Here is a 17,001-nt window from a genome sequence, read left to right on the forward strand (position 1 = left end):
CGGATTTGCTCGGTGGTTGACCCCAAATCTTGACATGGACACTTCCCGTTGACGCGCGTAGTTGCTACCACGGTTACGGCAGAGATCCTGCTAAAGGGAGGTTCCATGAGACGTTCCCGAATTGCCGTCTTCGTGAGTTCCATCCTCCTCGCCGCCGGCGCGGCCCTCACCGGGGCCACGACGGCGCAGGCGTCCCCGGACGCCGCAGCGACCGGCTATGTGGCCCTCGGCGACTCCTACTCCTCCGGGGTCGGGTCGGGCAGCTACATCAGCTCCAGCGGCGACTGCAAGCGCAGCACGAAGGCCTACCCCTACCTCTGGGCCGCCGCCCACTCACCCTCGACGTTCGACTTCACCGCCTGCTCCGGCGCCCGTACGGGTGATGTTCTGTCCGGACAGCTCGGCCCGCTCAGCACCGCCACCGGACTCGTCTCCATCAGCATCGGCGGCAACGACGCCGGCTTCGCCGACGTCATGACCACCTGTGTGCTCCAGTCCGACAGCTCCTGTCTCTCCCGCATCAACACCGCCAGGGCGTACGTCGGCTCGACCCTGCCCGGACAACTCGACACCGTGTACTCGGCGATCAGCGCCAAGGCCCCGAACGCCCATGTGGTCGTCATCGGCTACCCCCGCTTCTACAAGCTCGGCACGTCCTGCATCGGCCTCTCCGAGACCAAGCGGAAGGCGATCAACGACGCGGCCGACCTGCTGGACACCGCCATCGCCAAGGCCGCGGCCGACCACGGCTTCAGCTTCGGCGACGTCCGCGCCACCTTCACCGGCCATGAGATCTGCTCCGGCAGCTCCTGGCTGCACAGCGTCGACTGGCTGAACATCGGCGAGTCCTACCACCCGACCGCGGCCGGCCAGTCCGGCGGCTATCTGCCGGTCCTGACCAGCGCCGCCTGATCACTCGGAGGGCGACGCCGAAGTACTGGGGGAGGCCCCGCCCGTCGGGGTCTCCGCCACACAGGTCACCGAGAACGGAACCGAGTTGGACGTCGTCTCCACCGGAGAGCGCACCTCGACACTGATCTCGTTGCGGAAGGTCCCCGTGCTGTCGTAGGTCGTCACGAACGCCCTGTCCTGCCTGGTCCTCGAACCGCCCTCGGGAAAGGACATGGTCTTCCACCCCTGGTCCATGACCTGGCCGTCCCGCGAGACCCAGCGATAGCTCACCTGCGCCGGCAGATTCCCCACCGTGAACGTCGCCGTGAAGGCCGGCGCCCGGCCGCTCTCGGGCGGACAGCTGCCCGAGTAGTCGGTGTTCGCGCCCGCGAGCGTGACCTTCACGGACTGCGGCGCGGTCGTACGACCGCTGCTGCTCTTGCTCGGCGCCGGACTGTCGCCCCCGCCGCCGCCCGGCTGCTCGGTGGTCGGCGTCTGCGAAGTCCCGCCCCCCGCCCGGGTGGTGTTGCCGCCCCCGGCGTTCCCGTCGCCGCCGTTGTCGCGGTTCAGCAGCCCGTACGTCAGACCGGCCAGCGCCAGTGCCAGCACGACCAGCCCGGTGACCAGTACGACGGCTGCCCGGCGGTTGCGCTGCTTCGGCACGGTGGCCGTGGTCGCGGCCAGCTCCGGCGTGGCCTGTGCCGGCGCGGTCGGGTACGGCATCGGCGGAGTCGGCGTCCCCTGCGCCGGATACGCGGCGATCGTCGGCGTGTACGGGGCAGTCGGCGCGGCGTCCGCGCGCGGCGTGCCCCCCGCCCCGACGATCCGCAGGTCCTGCTCGGCCCGGTCGGCGGCCAGCCGCTCGGCCGGGTCCTTGCGCAGCAGCCCCTCGATGACCGGGGTCAGCGCACCTGCCCGCAGCGGCTGCGGCAGTTCCTCGTCCACGATCGCCCGCAGGGTGCTGAGCGGGGTGTCCTGGCGGAACGGGGAGTTGCCCTCGACCGCCGCGTACAACAGGACGCCGAGCGACCACAGGTCGGACTCGGGGCCCGGCGTGCGGCCGAGGGCCCGCTCCGGTGCCAGGAACTCGGGCGAACCGATGACCTCGCCGGTCATGGTCAGCGCGGAGCTGCCCTCCACCATGGCGATGCCGAAGTCGGTGAGCACCACCCGGCCGTCGTTGGCCAGCAGTACGTTGGCCGGCTTCACGTCCCGGTGCAGCACCCCGGCCTCGTGCGCCGCCCGCAGCGCCGCCAGCACCTCGGCCCCGATGTGCGCGGCCCGCTGCGGCGGCATCGGGCCCTCGGCCTCCAGGAGGTCGGCGAGGGAGATGCCGCGCACCAGCTCCATGACGATCCAGGGGCGGCCGTCCTCGGTGGCCACGTCGTAGACCGTGACGACATTGCGGTTGGCGACCCGCGCGGCCGCCCATGCCTCGCGCTCCAGGCGGGCGTACATCCGCTCCACGTCCGGGGCCGGCAGACCGGCGGGCGCGCGCACCTCCTTGACGGCGACCTCGCGGTGCAGCACCTCGTCACGGGCGCGCCACACCGTTCCCATGCCGCCCTGGCCGAGGGGGGACAGGAGGCGGTAGCGGCCGGCGATCACACGTTCACTGCCCGGTTCTTCGGACACGGGCGTCCCCCATTCGCATCCGCGTGCTTTTTCCACTCCGTGTGATTTCTCCACAAACGTAGCTCAGCCGAGTGCGGATGCCGCCCCCTTGAGCACCAGTCCGATCCCCAGGGCGACGACGAGGAACGCCGACGCCAGGGGGGCGCTCCTGCGGACCAGGGCCGCGACCGGACGGGCCGTCCAGCGGGGACGCCTGTCCAGCAGGCGGTTCACCCCGGTGCCCAGCTTGACCACCGCGAACCCGGCCGCGGTGAGGGTGAGCGCGAGCCCGACTCCGTACGCGACGACCAACAGCAGCCCGAACCAGGCCTGCCCGAGCGCCGCGGCGCCGACGAGCACGACGACGGCCGACGGGCTCGGCACGAGACCGCCGGCGAAGCCGAGCAGGATCGTGCCGCGCAGGGTCGGGGCGGTGGAGTGGGTGTGGGTGAAGCCGCCGTGGGTGTGCTCGATGGTGTGCGGATGGGGGTGGGCGTGGCCGTGGTTGTGGTCGTGGGGGTGGTTGTGGGGGTGGCTGTGGTCGTGATCGTGCGTGTGCGTGTGCGCGTGGTCGTGGTCGTGCGTGTGAGCGGGCGGGTGGGGATGGTGTTCGGCGGTCGTCGGTACGGGTTCCGTGTGGGCGGCGACCAGGACGAGTTCGCGCTCCTCGGGCTGCTCAGTCTCGTGCGGGTGGGGGTGGCCGTCCGGGCCGTGCGGGTGGGGATGGTCGTGGGTGTGCCCGTGACCATGGCTGTGCCCAGGGCCGCGGTTGCGCCAGGCCCGGCGTACGAGGGTCACGCCCGCGCAGGCCACCAGGACGCCGCTCGCGATGCCCAGCCAGGTGATCACCGAGGGCGCCGCCCCCGAACCGGCCGTGACCAGGAGGCCCAGCGCGACCACCCCCAGCGTGTGCGTGACCGTCACCGAGGCGGCCAGCGGCAGTACGTCCTTGAGGCGGGCGCGACCGCCGCGGGCGGCTGCCGTCGCGGCCATCAGGGTCTTGCCGTGGCCCGGGGCGAGCGCGTGCATCGCGCCCAGGACGATCGCGATCAGCAGCGCCAGTGCGGTGAAGCCGACGGTGAGGTCGTGCCGGGCGACCAGCGAGTCCAGGGCACGGGTCCAGCGGTCGGCGCCGCGCGGCAGCACGGAGGCGGCCGGCGCGTCCTGACGGTCCTCGGTGAGGGCGGGCCCGCCGGGGCGCACCCGCAGGGAGGCGGACGAGGTGTCGGCGGGGGAGGAGAGCAACTCCTTGGGATAGCTGGTGAGTTCGCGGGAGACCGAGCTCTTCGGTACGTCCGTTGCGGCGAGCGTCGTCCGGTCGCCGCGCGCGGTGATCTCCCGCCAGCCGGGCCCGGAGGACGCGCCCGCGCTGTGGAAGCCGACGGTCACGGTGTTGCCCTTCGGCAGCGGCGCGGTCAGCCGGCACTCGACCCGCAGCGTGGTCAGTCCCGCCTGTCCGGGCCGCTTCTGGGCCTTGCTGCCGGCGACGGTCAGGGCGGTTTCCCGCCCGTCGACGGTGACCTTGCTGCCGTCCGCCGCTTTCGCGCATCGCTGCCGCGCCCACTCGGTCGTGCCGAGCCGCTCGATGTCCGGCTCGGCCTGCGTGGCGGGGATCTCGGCGAGGTCCTCGACGTGGTCGACACGGAGCCGGTCGGGCGTGGCCACGAGGCCGTCGTAGCGGTTGACGGTGAAGTTGCCGAGGGGGTGCGCGCTCGCGCTGGTGGAAGGGAACAGCGCGAGCGCGCAGGCCGCCGTGAGGACGGCCCCGGTGGAGGCGAGCAGTCGACGAGGGTTCACTGCGCCGCCTCCAGGTCCTTGATCGCTTCGCGGGCCTCGTGGGCGCCCAGTGGGGAGAAGCCGGGGTTGAGTTTCAGTGCCGCTTTCAGTGAGGCGCGGGCGTCCTCGGGGTGGCCGGTGGCGCGCTCGATCATGCCGCGGTGATAGAGGAACGAGGCGTTGCGGTAGCCGGTGGCCGTCGCCTGCCGGGCGTACGAAAGGGCCTGTGTGTCCTGGCCGTTGACGTGCAGGGCCCAGGCCAGGGCGTCCGCGGTGTGCACGGTGTGCCGCCGGGTCCACTCCGCGCGGGCGGCGCGCAGGGCCGAGGTCCTGTCGCCGTGGTCGGCGGCGGCGAGCGCGGTGTCGAGGTCGGCGTTGACGCCGTTGGCGCGGGCGAGCGCGATCCACGCGTCCACCAGGGCGTACTGGTCGAGGGCCTTCGCCCGGTCGCCCTCGGCGCCGCGCTCCTCGTACATCTCGCCGAGCTCGACCAGCGGTTGGGGCAGCGGATAGCGGGCGACGACCTGTTCCATCCCCTTGATTGCGGCGGCCCGGTCGCCGCTCGCGTACTGCGCGAGGGCACGGCCCTGCAGTGCGGGAAGGTAGTTCTCGTCGGCGGCGAGCGCCCGGGCGTAGTGGGTGAGTGCGCTCTTGTAGTCGCCCTGGTTCCAGGCGAGTTGACCGAGCTGGGCGGCGACGTAGGAGATGTCTCCGCGGGCGGTGGAGGAGCCGAGGGCCTGTTCCAGGACCCGGCGCGCCGTCTTCACGTCGCCGCGCAGCTCATGGACGTACGCGTACCTGGTGAAGACCGGGACGCCCGGGCGCCGGGAGTCGGCGGTGTCGGCGGCCCTCGACGCGTCGGCGTAGCGGCCGAGTTCGACGAGGGCGTCGATACGGGAGGAGAGGGCGCGCTCGCTGTACGGGTTCTCCTTGAGCACGCCGTCCGCGTACCTGAGGGCGTCCGTGAAGTCGTGCCGCGCGGCGGCCAGGGCGGCCTGGCCCGTGACGGCCTGCTCGTTGCCGGGCTTCAGCTCCAGCGAGCGCTTCAACGCCTTCTGGGCCTGCGGGTAGCGGGAGGGGTCGCCCTTGGTGCGGGCCTGCTCGACATAGGCGAGACCGAGCGTGGCCCAGCTGCCGAAGTCCTTCGGCTGGACCCGGAGTTGGGCCTGCAACGCGGCGATGCTCGCGTCCAGGCCACCGGACAGCACGGCCGGGGACACGGCCCCGGATGCGGCGGCCACGGTGGTGTCCTCGTGGTCCCTCAACGCACCGACCGCGATGGATCCGGCCGTCAGCGCAACAGCCAACAGCACAGCCGTCCCCCCGAGCTGCAACGCCCGCACCCGCCGCACGGCCGCGACGCGGGGATCGGCATTCGCGCCGGGGCCGACCTCCGTGCTCAGGTCCGTTTCCCCGCTCCCGGCGGAGACTGCGCAGCTGCCCGCCTGGTCCGGGCCGTCGGGGCCTGGCGGCGGGTTCTTCTTCGCCAAGGCCGGGTCGTGCCGGGGCTTTTCGGGGTGTGGCGTGGCCTCGTGGTTCGGTGGGGTGGCGGGCGCGGGGCCCTGCTTCCTCTCCGGCTCGGTGCCGTTCGTGCGCGGGGCCATGCCCTCTCCTCAATCGACGTGCTGCAAGCGGACGTTGCGGGATGTGCGGCGCGGCCCGGCCGTGGGGGATGAGTACGAACGGGCCACGCCAGTCGAGGGTTCGGGCCCGGGCGGAGCCCGGACCGAAGGGGCGCGGGGAACTGCGCGACCAGCCACGGAACCGCTGTGGCCGAACGACGGCCGGCAGTCCCCCCGCGAGAGTCAGTACGCACGCCTCCGCATCCGGCGCCACCACATCAGCGCCGCCGCGATCAGCACGATCCCGGCCGCACCGGCGCCCGCGGACCCCGCGATCAGCGTCATGTTGCTGTTGTTGTCGGAGGCCGGCTGCAGAGCGTCCCCCAGCTGGTTGCGGACGTCGTTCCCGCTGGTGGCACCCTTGGCGGTGGCACCGCGCGAACCGGCCGTCGGGTTGGCCAGGTACGGGAAGGAGTGCCCGAAGCCCTTGTCGTTCTTGTCGACCGCGTCGCCCAAGTCGTTCTTGGATCCGACCAGTTCACCCTCGACGACCTGCAGCGCCTCGTCGACCACGTCGTCGGTGAGCCGACGGCCGTTCGGGAAGCCCGCGTTGTCACCGTCGAGCACACCCAGCCGCTTCGGCTCGGCCGTGGGCTTGATCGAGGTGTTCAGGCGCAGCTCCTCCGCCGGCCGGACCTTCGGCGGCTGGTTGAGCCCCTTGACGCCCTTGAGGAACACGTCGACCAGGTCGTTGCGCGGCTCGGCCGGCGCCTTGATCTTGTAGATCGACTCGATGAGCTTCGGCAGCTCGGGGTTGGTCACGTTCTTCAGGAACTGGCCGTCGTTCCACGGCGAGGACGCGTTGAACTTGTCCTTGTCCTTCAGCGGGTTGACGACCTCGTTGACCAGCGGGTTGCCCAGACGCGAGACCTGCTCGTAGTAGCCCTGGGCGTTCTTGCGCTGGGTGGTCGACCAGATGCCGACGACCGGCTGGTCCGCCGACTCCGTGATCATGTCGGTCGGGACCTGAAGGGCGATCGAGTTGACGTTGTAGCCCTTGAGGGTGTCCCGCCCGACCTCGGAGAGATCGCCGCCGTACAGCAGGTCGAAGACCCTGAGGTCCAGGAAGAACGGGTCGTCGGCCTGGCCCGCGAACGTCTGCGCGCCGTTGGCGAGCTTGTGGATCGCCTGCTTGCGCAGCGTGTCGTAGTCCGGCATCGACGCCTTGCCGACATTGGACGGAGCCACCGCCACGTTGTCGGCGAGCTTCGTCTTCGACGTCACCTTCTGGTTGTGCAGCTTGATCAGGTCGATGTCGTACGACTGCGTGACGTTCAGGTCGGGGTCGTCCAGGCTGGTGACCGCGCCCGTGTTGTAGAGGAACGTCTTCTTGTTCTTCGTGTGCGTCTTGAAGGTGTAGCGCAGCAGCAACTCGCCCTGCGCGTCACCGTTGTTGTCGATGTGGATGTCGTACTGGGCGTCGTCGGCGAACGTGTAGAAGTTCGGGCCGCCCGCCGGGTCCTCGAAGGGGATCCAGTTGGCGATGATCGTCGTCGTGTCCGGCCTGTCCGGGCTGACGAACGCGTACACGTCGGTGTTGTCGTACTGCGGCTGCCCCGAGATCAGCGGGGCCTCCCGGTGGCTGGAGGCGGAAGCCGCCCCCGGTTCCAGCGTGGCGACGCCGGCGGCCGCGAGCCCCCCGGCAGCGAGCGCTCCTGCCATCAGGGTCGCGACGCTCCTGCGTCCCGCACCGCTCCTGGAGATAGGTGTCATGCCGTCCGTCCTCAGTCCCAACTTGCCTGACGAACGCTGATTCGGAGCGGTCGGCAAAGTGGATTGGTCGAATCTCAAACGTTCTTGAGGCGAGTTCGGGAGCTCGTCCCCCACGACCCGTGAATCTTGTTTCGTGGGCCGCGGACCCGCGTTTTCGGCACTCTGATCCGTAACCCCATCCGGAGGTGCGTTCGTTGCGAATGCCTGGTGTGACGGGACGGGGCCCTTGCGGCCGCAGAGAGGGGGACCGCGTGGAGGCGGACGAGCTTCTGGTGCTCGTGGCGGGCGGAGACCAGAAGGCATTCGAGGAGCTGTACGGGCTGGTGTCGGGTCCGGTGTTCGGACTGGTGCGCCGGGTCGTACGGGACCCCGCGCAGTCGGAGGAGGTGGCCCAGGAGGTGCTGCTGGAACTGTGGCGGTCCGCAGCGCGGTTCGATCCCGGGCGCGGCAGCGCGCTGTCCTGGATCCTCACCCTCGCCCACCGCCGGGCCGTCGACCGGGTGCGCAGCGCCCGCGCGGCCGGCGAGCGCGAGCAGCGCGAGGCGCGCCGAGCCCACCACCCCGCCTTCGACCAGGTCACCGAGGAGGTCGAGGCGGGCCTCGAACGGGAGTGGGTGCGCCGCTGTCTGGACCGGCTCACCGACCTGCAGCGGCAGTCCGTCACGCTCGCCTATTACGACGGCTACACGTACCGTGAAGTGGCCGAGCGGCTCTCGCTGCCGCTGGGCACGGTCAAGACCCGGATGCGCGATGGACTCACCCAGCTGCGCAAGTGCCTGGGAGGTGTCGCATGAGCCTGCGCGACCGCCTGCGCCGCGAGGACCCGCACTCGCTGGCCGCCCCCTACGCGCTCGACGCGCTCGCGCCCGCCGAGCGGGCCCGCTTCGAGAAGCACCTGCAGACGTGCGCCGTCTGTGCCGCCGAGGTGCGGGCGCTGTCCGAGGACGCGGTCCGGCTGGCCTATTCGACGGCCGTCCCGGCGCCGCCCGCGATGCGGGACCGGGTGCTGGCCGCCGTACGCGCCACTCCGCAGGAGCCCGCGCACGAGCACACGCCCCAACTGCCGCCGCACGTCTGGGGCACGCAGCCACCGCCGGCGCGCTCCCGTGCGCCCCGCGAGCGCCGCCCGCTCTTCGTCCCCTTCGCCACGGCGACGGCCGCCGCGGCCCTCGTGGTCGCATCCCTCTTCGCGGTCCAGGCCGACCGGACCCAGGACCGGCTGAACGCCGAGCGGGCCCAGTCACGTGAGATCGCCCACGTTCTCGCAGCTCCCGACGCACGCGCGACCGCGGGGCGGGACGACCGGGGCCGCAACATCTCGGTGGTCGCCTCCGCGTCCGAGAAACAGGCGGTCGTCACGCTCAGCGGATACGGCTCCCTGCCCAGCGGACGCGTGCACCAGCTGTGGCTCATGCGCCCCAATGCGCAACCACGCTCCCTCGGGCTGTTCAAGGGCGGCGACACGCCCCTGGTCGCGACCGACCTCGACAGGTCTGCCACATCACTGGCTGTGACCGTCGAGCCCGACGGCGGCTCACCGCAGCCCACCAGCCAGCCGATTGTCCAACTCGCCCTGAAAGCGGTTGGATTCGGAGAGTGACGAACGTGGAATCGTCAACCTCCTTACGGGGAAGGTGAATCCTGTGACCGCGATACACGAGTGCCCCGAGGGAGCGATAGGGTTACTCTGCCCGGGCCGGGTGGACTCGTACGGGTGGGGAGTGACATGGAACAGATAACAGTGCGGAGCAGGGCGAGGGTCCCTGCGATCACGTACGGGAGCAGCGCGAGCAGCTCGCGCCTCGACCGGCACCTCTCGGTGCTGGGCGGTCCCGCCGTGCCGCAACAGAAGGCCGCCGAGGCGACCACGCTGATGCGTGAGCTCACCACGCGCGACACCCCGCAGGAGCGCAGTGCCAGGGGTGCGCGGATCAGCCGCGTACTGCTCTTCGCGCCGCTGCGTCGGCTGCGCCGTTCGCTGTTCGGCGGGCGCTGAGCCGCACCGGCGCCCCCGGCGGGCCCACGCCCGGTCGACCGCACCGTCCCGGCGCAGCGCTGCTCACTCGTCGTCCGTCATCCCCACGGCAGCAGCGATGCTCAGGTGCGCCACCGGGCGAGGGCCCGCGCCCAGAGCCCGAAGCCACGTCCCCGGCCGGACCCGCAGGCTCTCGACTCCTACCGCCCCGGTTATTACCGCCCCGGCTGTCAACTCCCCACCGCCCCGGCTGCCAACTCCCCACCGTCCCGCCCGAGTTGCCCCGCCACTGCGGCTAGATGAGCGCGAACTGCCCTTCCGGGCCTTCCTCGTGATGGTCCAGGACCGACGCCGGCCTGCGCGCGGTCCCGGGAACTGGCAGGACACCCGCCTTGTGCAGCTCGGACGCCGTGACGGGCGCGGTCACCGTCAACTCCTGCTGCTGCGGCCGTACTTCGGCGAGCAGGGCCAGCACCGTGATCAGTTCCAGCAGCTCGGACGTCCACGCCTGCGGCCAGGTCGCCGGGCGGATCGCCGCGAGCGTGCCCGGTTCGGCCCGAGCGGTGCGCGCCGTGAACCACTGCTCCAGTACGCGCACACCTCCCGCCTCGAAGTCCCATGCCTCGGGCGGCACGGGGGAGATGCGGCCCTCGTCGAGCAGCAGGGTCTCCTCGTCACGGTCGTAGTCGATCGTGAGCGGGCGGGACGGCAGCGGGGCGCGGACATAGGGGCGGCGGCCGCCCGGCAGCTTGGGCCGGTCGCCGTCGCGGCGCATCAGCCACAGGATGCGGCGGCCCAACTCCACGCCCCGCGACCACAGTTCGCCGTCCTCGGTGAGCGGGACCGTCAGACCGGGCCGCACCGTCGCCATGATCCAGGCGAGCACGTCCACCGGGGCGGGGACGAGGCCCAGACGCGTGCCCAGGTGCTCCAGCAGGCCCGGCGCCAGGTTGGGCTCCGCACCGCCGGGGCGGCGGTGGAGCGGACGGATACGGCCGGGGCGCAGCAGCGGGAGACGGGACGTGGCGAGCAGCTGCGGGCCGCCCGTGTCGGACGGGGTCTCCACGACGAAGACCTGCCGCTCGTCCGCCACCCGCCACAACTCCGGGCGGGCCGAGTCGATCAGCCGGTGGTCGGGGATCAGCCACTGCTCGTCGAAGGCGGCGTGCAGCACGCGCACCGGCTCCGGGCAGGGGCCGACGGCGCGCAGCAGCTTCTCCGTGCCGCTCGACTGGCCCGGCAGCTGGCCCACCGCCGAGTGCAGGGTGCGCGAGCGGGAGGGTTCGAACAGGGCCTCCCGGTCCGGGCCCTCGGCCTTCATCAGGGCGTCCCAGCGCGACTTCAGACAGGCCGCGTCGGGGCCCGCCGGCCACCCCCGGCCGAGCCGCGGCGGTGCGACGGACCACGGCATGAGGTCCGCCAGCAGCGGAGCGTCGTCGTGCGTCACGCTGGGCATCGTACGACCTTCCGCCGACAGGCATCCGGGGCCGGGGGCCTCATGTGGCGTCCAGGGTCACCGTGAAGGAGAAGCGGTCGCCGCGGTAGTGGATCACCGCGGCGTCCAGCACCCTTCCCTCGGCGTCGTAGGTCACGCCCGTGTAGTGCAGGATCGGGCTGAGCAGCGGGACTTGGAGCAGACGGGCCGTCTCCGGGTCGGCCAGCCGGGCCTCGACGGTGTCCGTGATACGGCTGATGTCCACCCGTACGACGTCGCGCAGCACCTTGGTCATCGGCCGGTGCAGCAGCTCGGCCGCCTCGAACCGCGCGGCCACGTCGGGACGCACGTAGTTGCGCGCGTGGTTCGTCGGCTCGCCCGTCTTCTCGTCGCTGCGCAGCCGGTGGTACGTGGCCACCTCGTCGATCTCGGGGAAGTGCTCGGCGAGTTCGGGCGGCACCGGCCCCGTGCCGTGGTCCAGCAGCTCGGTCGTCATGCCGGACTGCTGGGCCACGATGGCGTCCACCGAGCCGAGCAGCCGGACCGGGGTGCCCCGGCGGGCGTCGGGCTCGATGAAGGTGCCCCGGCGCCGGTGCCGGGTGATCAGGCCCTCGTCCTCCAGCTCCTTCAGCGCCTGCCGCATGGTCAGCACGCTCACCCCGTAGTGCTCCGCCAACTGCTCCTCGGTGGGCAGCCGCAGGGGGTCCTGCGGGGAGCGGCCGAGTATCGAGGCGCGCAGGGACTGCGAGACCTGGTACCAGAGCGGCAGCTTGCGGTTCAGGACGATCGAGTCCGGGGCGAAGGAGGTCACGGGGCCATCCGTACCGGTCGGGGATCTTCAGTGCAAGGGGCGGAAGTGGCGTTCGAGGCCCTGCCACACGTCGTCGTAGCGCTGCTGGAGGTGCTCCGCGTCCGCCGCCTGTGGGGCGAGCGTGACCGGCCAGCGGGTCTCGAACATGAACGCCAGCCCGTCGTCCACCTTCTGCGGCTTCAGCTCGGCCGCGCTCGCCCGGTCGAACGTCTCCCGGTCCGGGCCGTGCGCCGACATCATGTTGTGCAATGAGCCGCCGCCCGGAACGAATCCCCCCTTCCCGGCGGTCTTCGCGTCGTAGGCGCCCTCGATCAGGCCCATGTACTCGCTCATCACGTTCCGGTGGAAGTACGGCGGCCGGAAGGTGTCCTCGCCGACCAGCCAGCGCGGCGCGAAGACCACGAAGTCGACGCCCGCCAGTCCCGGGGTGTCCGACGGGGACGTCAGCACGGTGAAGATCGACGGGTCGGGGTGGTCGTAGGAGATGGTGCCGATGACGTTGAAGCGGCGCAGGTCGTAGACGTACGGCAGATGGTTGCCGTGCCAGGCGACGACGTCGAGCGGTGAGTGGTCGTACGCCGCCCGCCAGAGGTTGCCGCAGAACTTGTTGACCACCTCCACCGGGCCCTCGGCGTCCTCATACGCGGCGACCGGCGCCCTGAAGTCCCGGGCGTTGGCGAGTCCGTTGGCGCCGATCGGGCCGAGGTCTGGGAGCTGGAAGGGGGCGCCGTAGTTCTCGCAGACGTAGCCGCGGGCCGCCTCGTCCAGCAGCTCCACGCGGAAGCGCACCCCGCGCGGAATCAGCGCCACATGTCCCGGCTCCGCGTGCAGCAGCCCGAACTCGGTGTGCAGCAGCAGCCCGCCGCGCTCCGGGACGACCAGCAGCTCGCCGTCGGCGTCGCTGAAGACGCGCTCCATGGATGAGTCGGCGTGGTAGAGGTGCACGGCCATGCCGGTGCGCTGCGTCGCGTCGCCGTTGCCGCCCAGGGTCCACAGGCCCGCGAGGAAGTCCGTGCCGGCCGGGGGCTCGGGCAGCGGGTTCCAGCGCAGCCGGTTGGGGTCGGCGACCGATTCGGTGAACGGGGCCGTGCGGATGTGGCCGTTGTCCGTGCGCGTGAAGGCCGGGTGGGCGGCCGAGGGGCGGATGCGGTAGAGCCAGGAGCGGCGGTTGCGGGCGCGCGGTTCGGTGAACGCCGTGCCGCTGAGCTGTTCCGCGTACAGGCCCAGGGGTGCGCGCTGCGGCGAGTTGCGGCCCTCGGGCAGGGCACCGGGCACCGCCTCGGAGCTGTGCTCGTTGCCGAAACCGGAGAGGTAGGTCAGCCCCTCGGCCGTCTTGCGCGCTTCCCCGCTCATCGTCGCTCCCTTGCGAACAGCTGCAGTCCGATTCCTATGGAACACCGTAGGATTGCGGTTTCGCCGGCGCAAGAGGGTCTTCGGGCCTCCTCACCAGGGAGGAACGAGAACCAGACTCCAGGGGGATCCGAGTGTCGGACCGGTGTTCTAGTCTCCGGGCATGTCGTGGACGCGTGGTCTGCCCGCCGCGCTCGCGGTCTGTGTCCTGCTGCTGACCGGATCCGCGGGCTGCGGGACCGGTGATGCCCACGAGGGGAAGGACGGGCGGTCGGCCTCACCGGTGGGCAGAGTCCTGGAGGACACGGACGAGGACGGGCGGCACTACCGCGAAGTGCAGAAGAAGGACGCACCCGAGGTCGGCATCGAGGTGCAGCCCGACGCGGACAACGCCTGGGACGTGCGCCTGACCGTCCGCAACTTCCGCTTCTCCGCCGGAGGCGCGAAGCCGCAGGCGGTGGCGGGGCGGGGCCTGGCGTACATCTTCGTCGACGACCGGCTCGTCACCCGGCTCCGCGGCCTCAACTGCCGCCTCCCGGCCCGGCTCGTACCACGCGGCACGCACCACGTCACCGCCCGGCTCTACGCCGACGACGGCACCGTCTGGGCGGTGAAGGGCGAGCCGATCGAGAGCACGGCCGACATCACGGCGTCCGAGGCCGCGGCCAGGCCGGGCCGCACCGAGGACACGACGGCATTGAGTGCATCGCGCACCTGTCCGCGTACTGGGGGGCGAGGTTCTCCGGAGCGCGCCGGAAAGGCATCATGAAGCCTGTGCCCCACGCGACATCGCTACGCCGCGCCCCCGTGCAGCGCCGCAGCGCCGAACGGCTCACCAGGATCCTCGACGCCTGCGCCGACCTCCTCGACGAGGTCGGCTACGACGCCCTGAGCACCCGGGCCGTGGCGCTGCGCGCAGAAGTGCCCATCGGCTCCGTCTACCGCTTCTTCGGCAACAAGCGGCAGATGGTCGACGCCCTCGCCCAGCGCAACCTGGAGCGGTTCACCGAGCAGGTCGGCGAGCGGCTGAAGACGGCGGGGGAGGGGGGCTGGCGCAGCGCGATGGACGCCGTCCTCGACGAGTACCTGGCGATGAAGCGCACGGCGCCCGGCTTCTCCCTGGTCGACTTCGGCAACCAGATCCCGGTCGGCGCCCGCAACGCCGAGCCCAACCACCGCGTCGCCGACCGCCTCACCGAACTGCTCTCCGGCTATCTCGACCGTGAGCCGGACGAGGATCTGCGCCGCTCCTTCCTCATCGCCGTGGAGACCGCCGACACCCTGGTCCACCTGGCCTTCAGGATGGCCCCGGACGGCGACGAGAAGATCATCGCGGAGGCGCGCGAGCTGCTGCAGGCGTATCTGGCGCGGGTGCTCGACTGAGGGACCGAGGCCCCGGCTGCGGACGACGATCGCCACGCCGGCCGCCGGAGTCGCTCCGCCGGTTCGTCCGGCGGAACCCTCCCCAACATGCCAACCGGTCGGTATGCTCGAAGCGCCCGTGCGTCGACATCGCCCACCGGGAGGACCCGTGTCCCGCACCGCTCTGCGAATCTGCCCCCTGTGCGAGGCCACCTGCGGGCTGACGCTCACCATCGAGGGCACCCGGGTCACCGGTGCACGCGGTGACCGCGACGATGTGTTCAGCAAGGGGTTCATCTGCCCCAAGGGCGCCTCCTTCGGGGCCCTCGACGGCGACCCCGACCGGCTGCGCGGCCCCCTCGTGCGCAGGAACGGCGAGCTGCGCGAGGCCACCTGGGAGGAGGCCTTCGACGCGGTCGCCGCCGGCATCCGCCCCGTCGTCGAGCGGTACGGCCCGCACGCGGTGGGAGTCGTCCTCGGCAACCCCAATGTGCACACCGTGGCCGGCGCCCTCTACCCGCCGGTGCTGCTCGCCGGCCTCGGCACCCACAGCGTCTTCACCGCGTCCACGGTCGACCAGATGCCCAAGCACGTCTCCAGCGGACTGCTCTTCGGCGACGCCAACGCGATCCCCGTGCCGGACCTGGACCACACCGGCCATCTGCTTCTCATCGGCGCCAACCCCCTGGAGTCCAACGGGAGTCTGTGCACCGCCCCCGACTTCCCCGGCCGGCTCAAGGCGCTCAGGGCCCGCGGCGGCACCCTCACCGTGATCGACCCGCGCCGCACCCGCACCGCCAAACTCGCCGACCGGCACATCGCGATCCGCCCCGGCACCGACGCACTCCTCCTCGCGGCGATGACGCACGTCCTGTTCGAGGAGGGCCTCGCCGACCCCGGCGAGCTGACCGGGCACCTCGAAGGCATCGACGAACTGCGCGAGGCCGTACGGGACTTCACCCCCGAGGCGGTCGCCGCGGCCTGCGACGTGGACGCCGAGGTGACACGCGCCCTCGCCCGCGAACTCGCCGCCGCGCCGACCGCCGCCGTCTACGGCCGCATCGGCAGCTGCACCGTCCCGTACGGCACGCTCGGCAGCTGGCTCGTCGACGTCCTCAACATCCTCACCGGCAACCTCGACCGCCCCGGCGGCGCCCTCTTCCCGCAGGCGGCCACCGACCGCACGCCCCGCCCGGCCGGACCGAGCCACGGCTTCACCCTCGGCCGCTGGCACTCCCGGGTGAGTCAACACCCCGAGGCGAAGGGAGAGTTGCCGCTCTCCGCGCTCGCCGAGGAGATCGACACCGCGACCGAGCGGGGCGAGCCGATCCGGGCCCTCGTCGCCGTCGCCGCCAACCCGGTGCTGTCCGCACCCGACGGCGACCGGCTCGACAAGGCCCTGGACTCCCTGGACTTCATGGTCAGCGTCGACCCCTACCTCAACGAGACCTCGCGCCACGCCGACGTCGTCCTGCCGCCGCCCCCGCCCTCCCAGAGCCCGCACCACGACTTCGCCTTCAACACCCTCGCCGTGCGCAACCAGGTCCGCTACAACCGCCCCGCCGTCCCCCTGGAACCCGGCCGGATGGCCGAGACCGAGATCCTCGCCCGGCTGATCCTGGCCGCGACCGGCATGCACGGCGCCGAACCGTCCGCCGTCGACGACATGGTGATCGGCCAGACCCTCGGCAAGGCGGTCCGGGAACCCCACTCGCCGGTGCACGGCCGCGACCCGGAGGAGATCGCCGCACAGCTCATCGGCCAGAACGGCCAGGAGCGCCGGCTCGACATGATGCTGCGCCTCGGCCCCTACGGCGACGGCTTCGGCGTACGACCCGACGGGCTCACCCTGGAGCGGCTGCTCGCGCATCCGCACGGCATCGACCTCGGACCGCTGCGGTCGCGTCTGCCGCAGCCGCTGAAGACCCGCAGCGGCAGGATCGAGCTGTTGCCGCAGCCGATCGCCGACGACCTGCCGCGGCTGCGCACCGCCCTGGACCGACTCCCCGACGGGCTCGTCCTCGTCGGCCGGCGCCATCTGCGCTCCAACAACAGCTGGATGCACAACGTCCCCGCCCTCACCGGCGGCAGCAACCGCTGCACCCTGCACATCCACCCCGAGGACGCCGAGCGCCTCGGTGTGCGGGACGGGGACGCCGTCCGCGTGAAGGGCGCCGGGGGAACAGTGACCGCCCCCGCGGAGGTGACCGAGGGGGTCCGCCCGGGTGTGGTGAGCCTGCCGCACGGCTGGGGCCACGACCGGCCCGGCACCCGGATGAGCCACGCCGCCACCGACCCCGGAGTCAACGTCAACCAGCTCCTCGACGGCAGCCTGCTCGACCCGCTGTCCGGCAACGCGGTTCTCAACGGCGTGCCCGTGGAGGTCACGGGCGTGGCCCAATCGATCATGCCGCTGACCTGAGCAAAGCCCTGACCTGCAATTTTGCGCTTA

The 17,001-nt window shown here is 71.8% G+C and carries 14 protein-coding genes; 7 read left to right on the plus strand and 7 right to left on the minus strand.

Annotation, left to right across the window (positions count from 1 at the left end; all coding sequences use genetic code 11):
* Positions 1 to 105 precede the first annotated feature (105 nt).
* On the plus strand, positions 106 to 912 hold the full coding sequence (locus tag MQN93_RS28320) for an SGNH/GDSL hydrolase family protein (RefSeq protein WP_016434505.1): 807 nt from the start codon (positions 106 to 108) through the stop codon (positions 910 to 912).
* On the opposite strand, the gene MQN93_RS28325 is transcribed toward MQN93_RS28320, so the two are convergent.
* The 4 genes from MQN93_RS28325 to MQN93_RS28340 all read right to left on the minus strand — a co-directional run bounded on the left by MQN93_RS28325 (position 913) and on the right by MQN93_RS28340 (position 7,616).
* On the minus strand, positions 913 to 2,526 hold the full coding sequence (locus MQN93_RS28325) for a serine/threonine-protein kinase (protein ID WP_242711799.1): 1,614 nt from the start codon (positions 2,524 to 2,526) through the stop codon (positions 913 to 915).
* Positions 2,527 to 2,589: 63 nt separating this feature from the next.
* A complete protein-coding gene (locus tag MQN93_RS28330; RefSeq protein ID WP_242711800.1) occupies positions 2,590 to 4,302 on the minus strand; it encodes an urease accessory protein UreH domain-containing protein in 1,713 nt (570 codons plus the stop codon).
* Positions 4,299 to 5,885 carry a tetratricopeptide repeat protein gene (locus MQN93_RS28335; protein WP_242711801.1) on the minus strand — a complete coding sequence of 529 codons (1,587 nt, stop codon included), beginning with the start codon at positions 5,883 to 5,885 and terminating at the stop codon, positions 4,299 to 4,301. Before MQN93_RS28335 ends, MQN93_RS28330 begins: the two co-directional genes overlap by 4 nt.
* A gap of 201 nt (positions 5,886 to 6,086) precedes the next feature.
* On the minus strand, positions 6,087 to 7,616 hold the full coding sequence (locus MQN93_RS28340) for a DUF4331 domain-containing protein (RefSeq protein ID WP_242711802.1): 1,530 nt from the start codon (positions 7,614 to 7,616) through the stop codon (positions 6,087 to 6,089).
* A 251-nt stretch (positions 7,617 to 7,867) separates the two neighbouring features.
* Here MQN93_RS28340 and MQN93_RS28345 point away from each other — a divergent pair, with 251 nt between their 5' ends.
* The 3 genes from MQN93_RS28345 to MQN93_RS28355 all read left to right on the plus strand — a co-directional run bounded on the left by MQN93_RS28345 (position 7,868) and on the right by MQN93_RS28355 (position 9,612).
* On the plus strand, positions 7,868 to 8,410 hold the full coding sequence (locus tag MQN93_RS28345) for a sigma-70 family RNA polymerase sigma factor (protein ID WP_016434500.1): 543 nt from the start codon (positions 7,868 to 7,870) through the stop codon (positions 8,408 to 8,410).
* Entirely contained in the window at positions 8,407 to 9,216 is an 810-nt protein-coding gene (locus tag MQN93_RS28350; RefSeq protein WP_242711803.1) for an anti-sigma factor, read from the plus strand. Before MQN93_RS28345 ends, MQN93_RS28350 begins: the two co-directional genes overlap by 4 nt.
* A gap of 126 nt (positions 9,217 to 9,342) precedes the next feature.
* Positions 9,343 to 9,612, plus strand: a complete 270-nt coding sequence (locus tag MQN93_RS28355; RefSeq protein WP_016434498.1) for a hypothetical protein — start codon at positions 9,343 to 9,345, stop codon at positions 9,610 to 9,612.
* A gap of 274 nt (positions 9,613 to 9,886) precedes the next feature.
* Here the strand turns inward: MQN93_RS28355 and MQN93_RS28360 are convergent, their stop codons facing one another.
* Genes MQN93_RS28360 through hmgA form a run of 3 tightly spaced genes read right to left on the minus strand, consistent with a single transcriptional unit; the run spans position 9,887 to position 13,190 of the window.
* Entirely contained in the window at positions 9,887 to 11,047 is a 1,161-nt protein-coding gene (locus MQN93_RS28360; RefSeq protein WP_242711804.1) for a type ISP restriction/modification enzyme, read from the minus strand.
* A gap of 40 nt (positions 11,048 to 11,087) precedes the next feature.
* Complete coding sequence (locus MQN93_RS28365; RefSeq protein ID WP_242711805.1) at positions 11,088 to 11,837, minus strand: GntR family transcriptional regulator; 750 nt, start codon at positions 11,835 to 11,837, stop codon at positions 11,088 to 11,090.
* Positions 11,838 to 11,864: 27 nt separating this feature from the next.
* Positions 11,865 to 13,190, minus strand: coding sequence for a homogentisate 1,2-dioxygenase (gene hmgA, locus MQN93_RS28370; protein WP_242711806.1), 1,326 nt, complete (start codon positions 13,188 to 13,190; stop codon positions 11,865 to 11,867).
* Between the two features lie 160 nt (positions 13,191 to 13,350).
* Here hmgA and MQN93_RS28375 point away from each other — a divergent pair, with 160 nt between their 5' ends.
* The 3 genes from MQN93_RS28375 (at position 13,351) to MQN93_RS28385 (ending at position 16,971) form a co-directional block, all read left to right on the plus strand.
* Positions 13,351 to 13,956, plus strand: a complete 606-nt coding sequence (locus MQN93_RS28375) for a hypothetical protein (protein WP_242711807.1) — start codon at positions 13,351 to 13,353, stop codon at positions 13,954 to 13,956.
* Positions 13,953 to 14,570, plus strand: coding sequence for a TetR/AcrR family transcriptional regulator (locus MQN93_RS28380; RefSeq protein ID WP_016434493.1), 618 nt, complete (start codon positions 13,953 to 13,955; stop codon positions 14,568 to 14,570). Before MQN93_RS28375 ends, MQN93_RS28380 begins: the two co-directional genes overlap by 4 nt.
* A 148-nt stretch (positions 14,571 to 14,718) precedes the next feature.
* Positions 14,719 to 16,971, plus strand: coding sequence for a molybdopterin oxidoreductase family protein (locus MQN93_RS28385; RefSeq protein ID WP_242711808.1), 2,253 nt, complete (start codon positions 14,719 to 14,721; stop codon positions 16,969 to 16,971).
* The last annotated feature ends 30 nt before the right edge of the window (positions 16,972 to 17,001 follow it).

This window comes from Streptomyces spinosisporus, from assembly GCF_022698145.1.
Lineage (GTDB): Bacteria > Actinomycetota > Actinomycetes > Streptomycetales > Streptomycetaceae > Streptomyces > Streptomyces spinosisporus.

Excerpts from the sequence above, each read along its gene's own strand:
- MQN93_RS28320 (WP_016434505.1), top strand. The coding sequence starts at position 106 with ATGAGACGTTCCCGAATTGCCGTCTTCGTGAGTTCCATCCTCCTCGCC.
- MQN93_RS28335 (WP_242711801.1), bottom strand. The coding sequence starts at position 5,885 with ATGGCCCCGCGCACGAACGGCACCGAGCCGGAGAGGAAGCAGGGCCCC.
- MQN93_RS28340 (WP_242711802.1), bottom strand. The coding sequence starts at position 7,616 with ATGACACCTATCTCCAGGAGCGGTGCGGGACGCAGGAGCGTCGCGACC.
- MQN93_RS28350 (WP_242711803.1), top strand. The coding sequence starts at position 8,407 with ATGAGCCTGCGCGACCGCCTGCGCCGCGAGGACCCGCACTCGCTGGCC.
- MQN93_RS28355 (WP_016434498.1), top strand. The coding sequence starts at position 9,343 with ATGGAACAGATAACAGTGCGGAGCAGGGCGAGGGTCCCTGCGATCACG.
- MQN93_RS28360 (WP_242711804.1), bottom strand. The coding sequence starts at position 11,047 with ATGCCCAGCGTGACGCACGACGACGCTCCGCTGCTGGCGGACCTCATG.
- hmgA (WP_242711806.1), bottom strand. The coding sequence starts at position 13,190 with ATGAGCGGGGAAGCGCGCAAGACGGCCGAGGGGCTGACCTACCTCTCC.
- MQN93_RS28375 (WP_242711807.1), top strand. The coding sequence starts at position 13,351 with ATGTCGTGGACGCGTGGTCTGCCCGCCGCGCTCGCGGTCTGTGTCCTG.
- MQN93_RS28380 (WP_016434493.1), top strand. The coding sequence starts at position 13,953 with ATGAAGCCTGTGCCCCACGCGACATCGCTACGCCGCGCCCCCGTGCAG.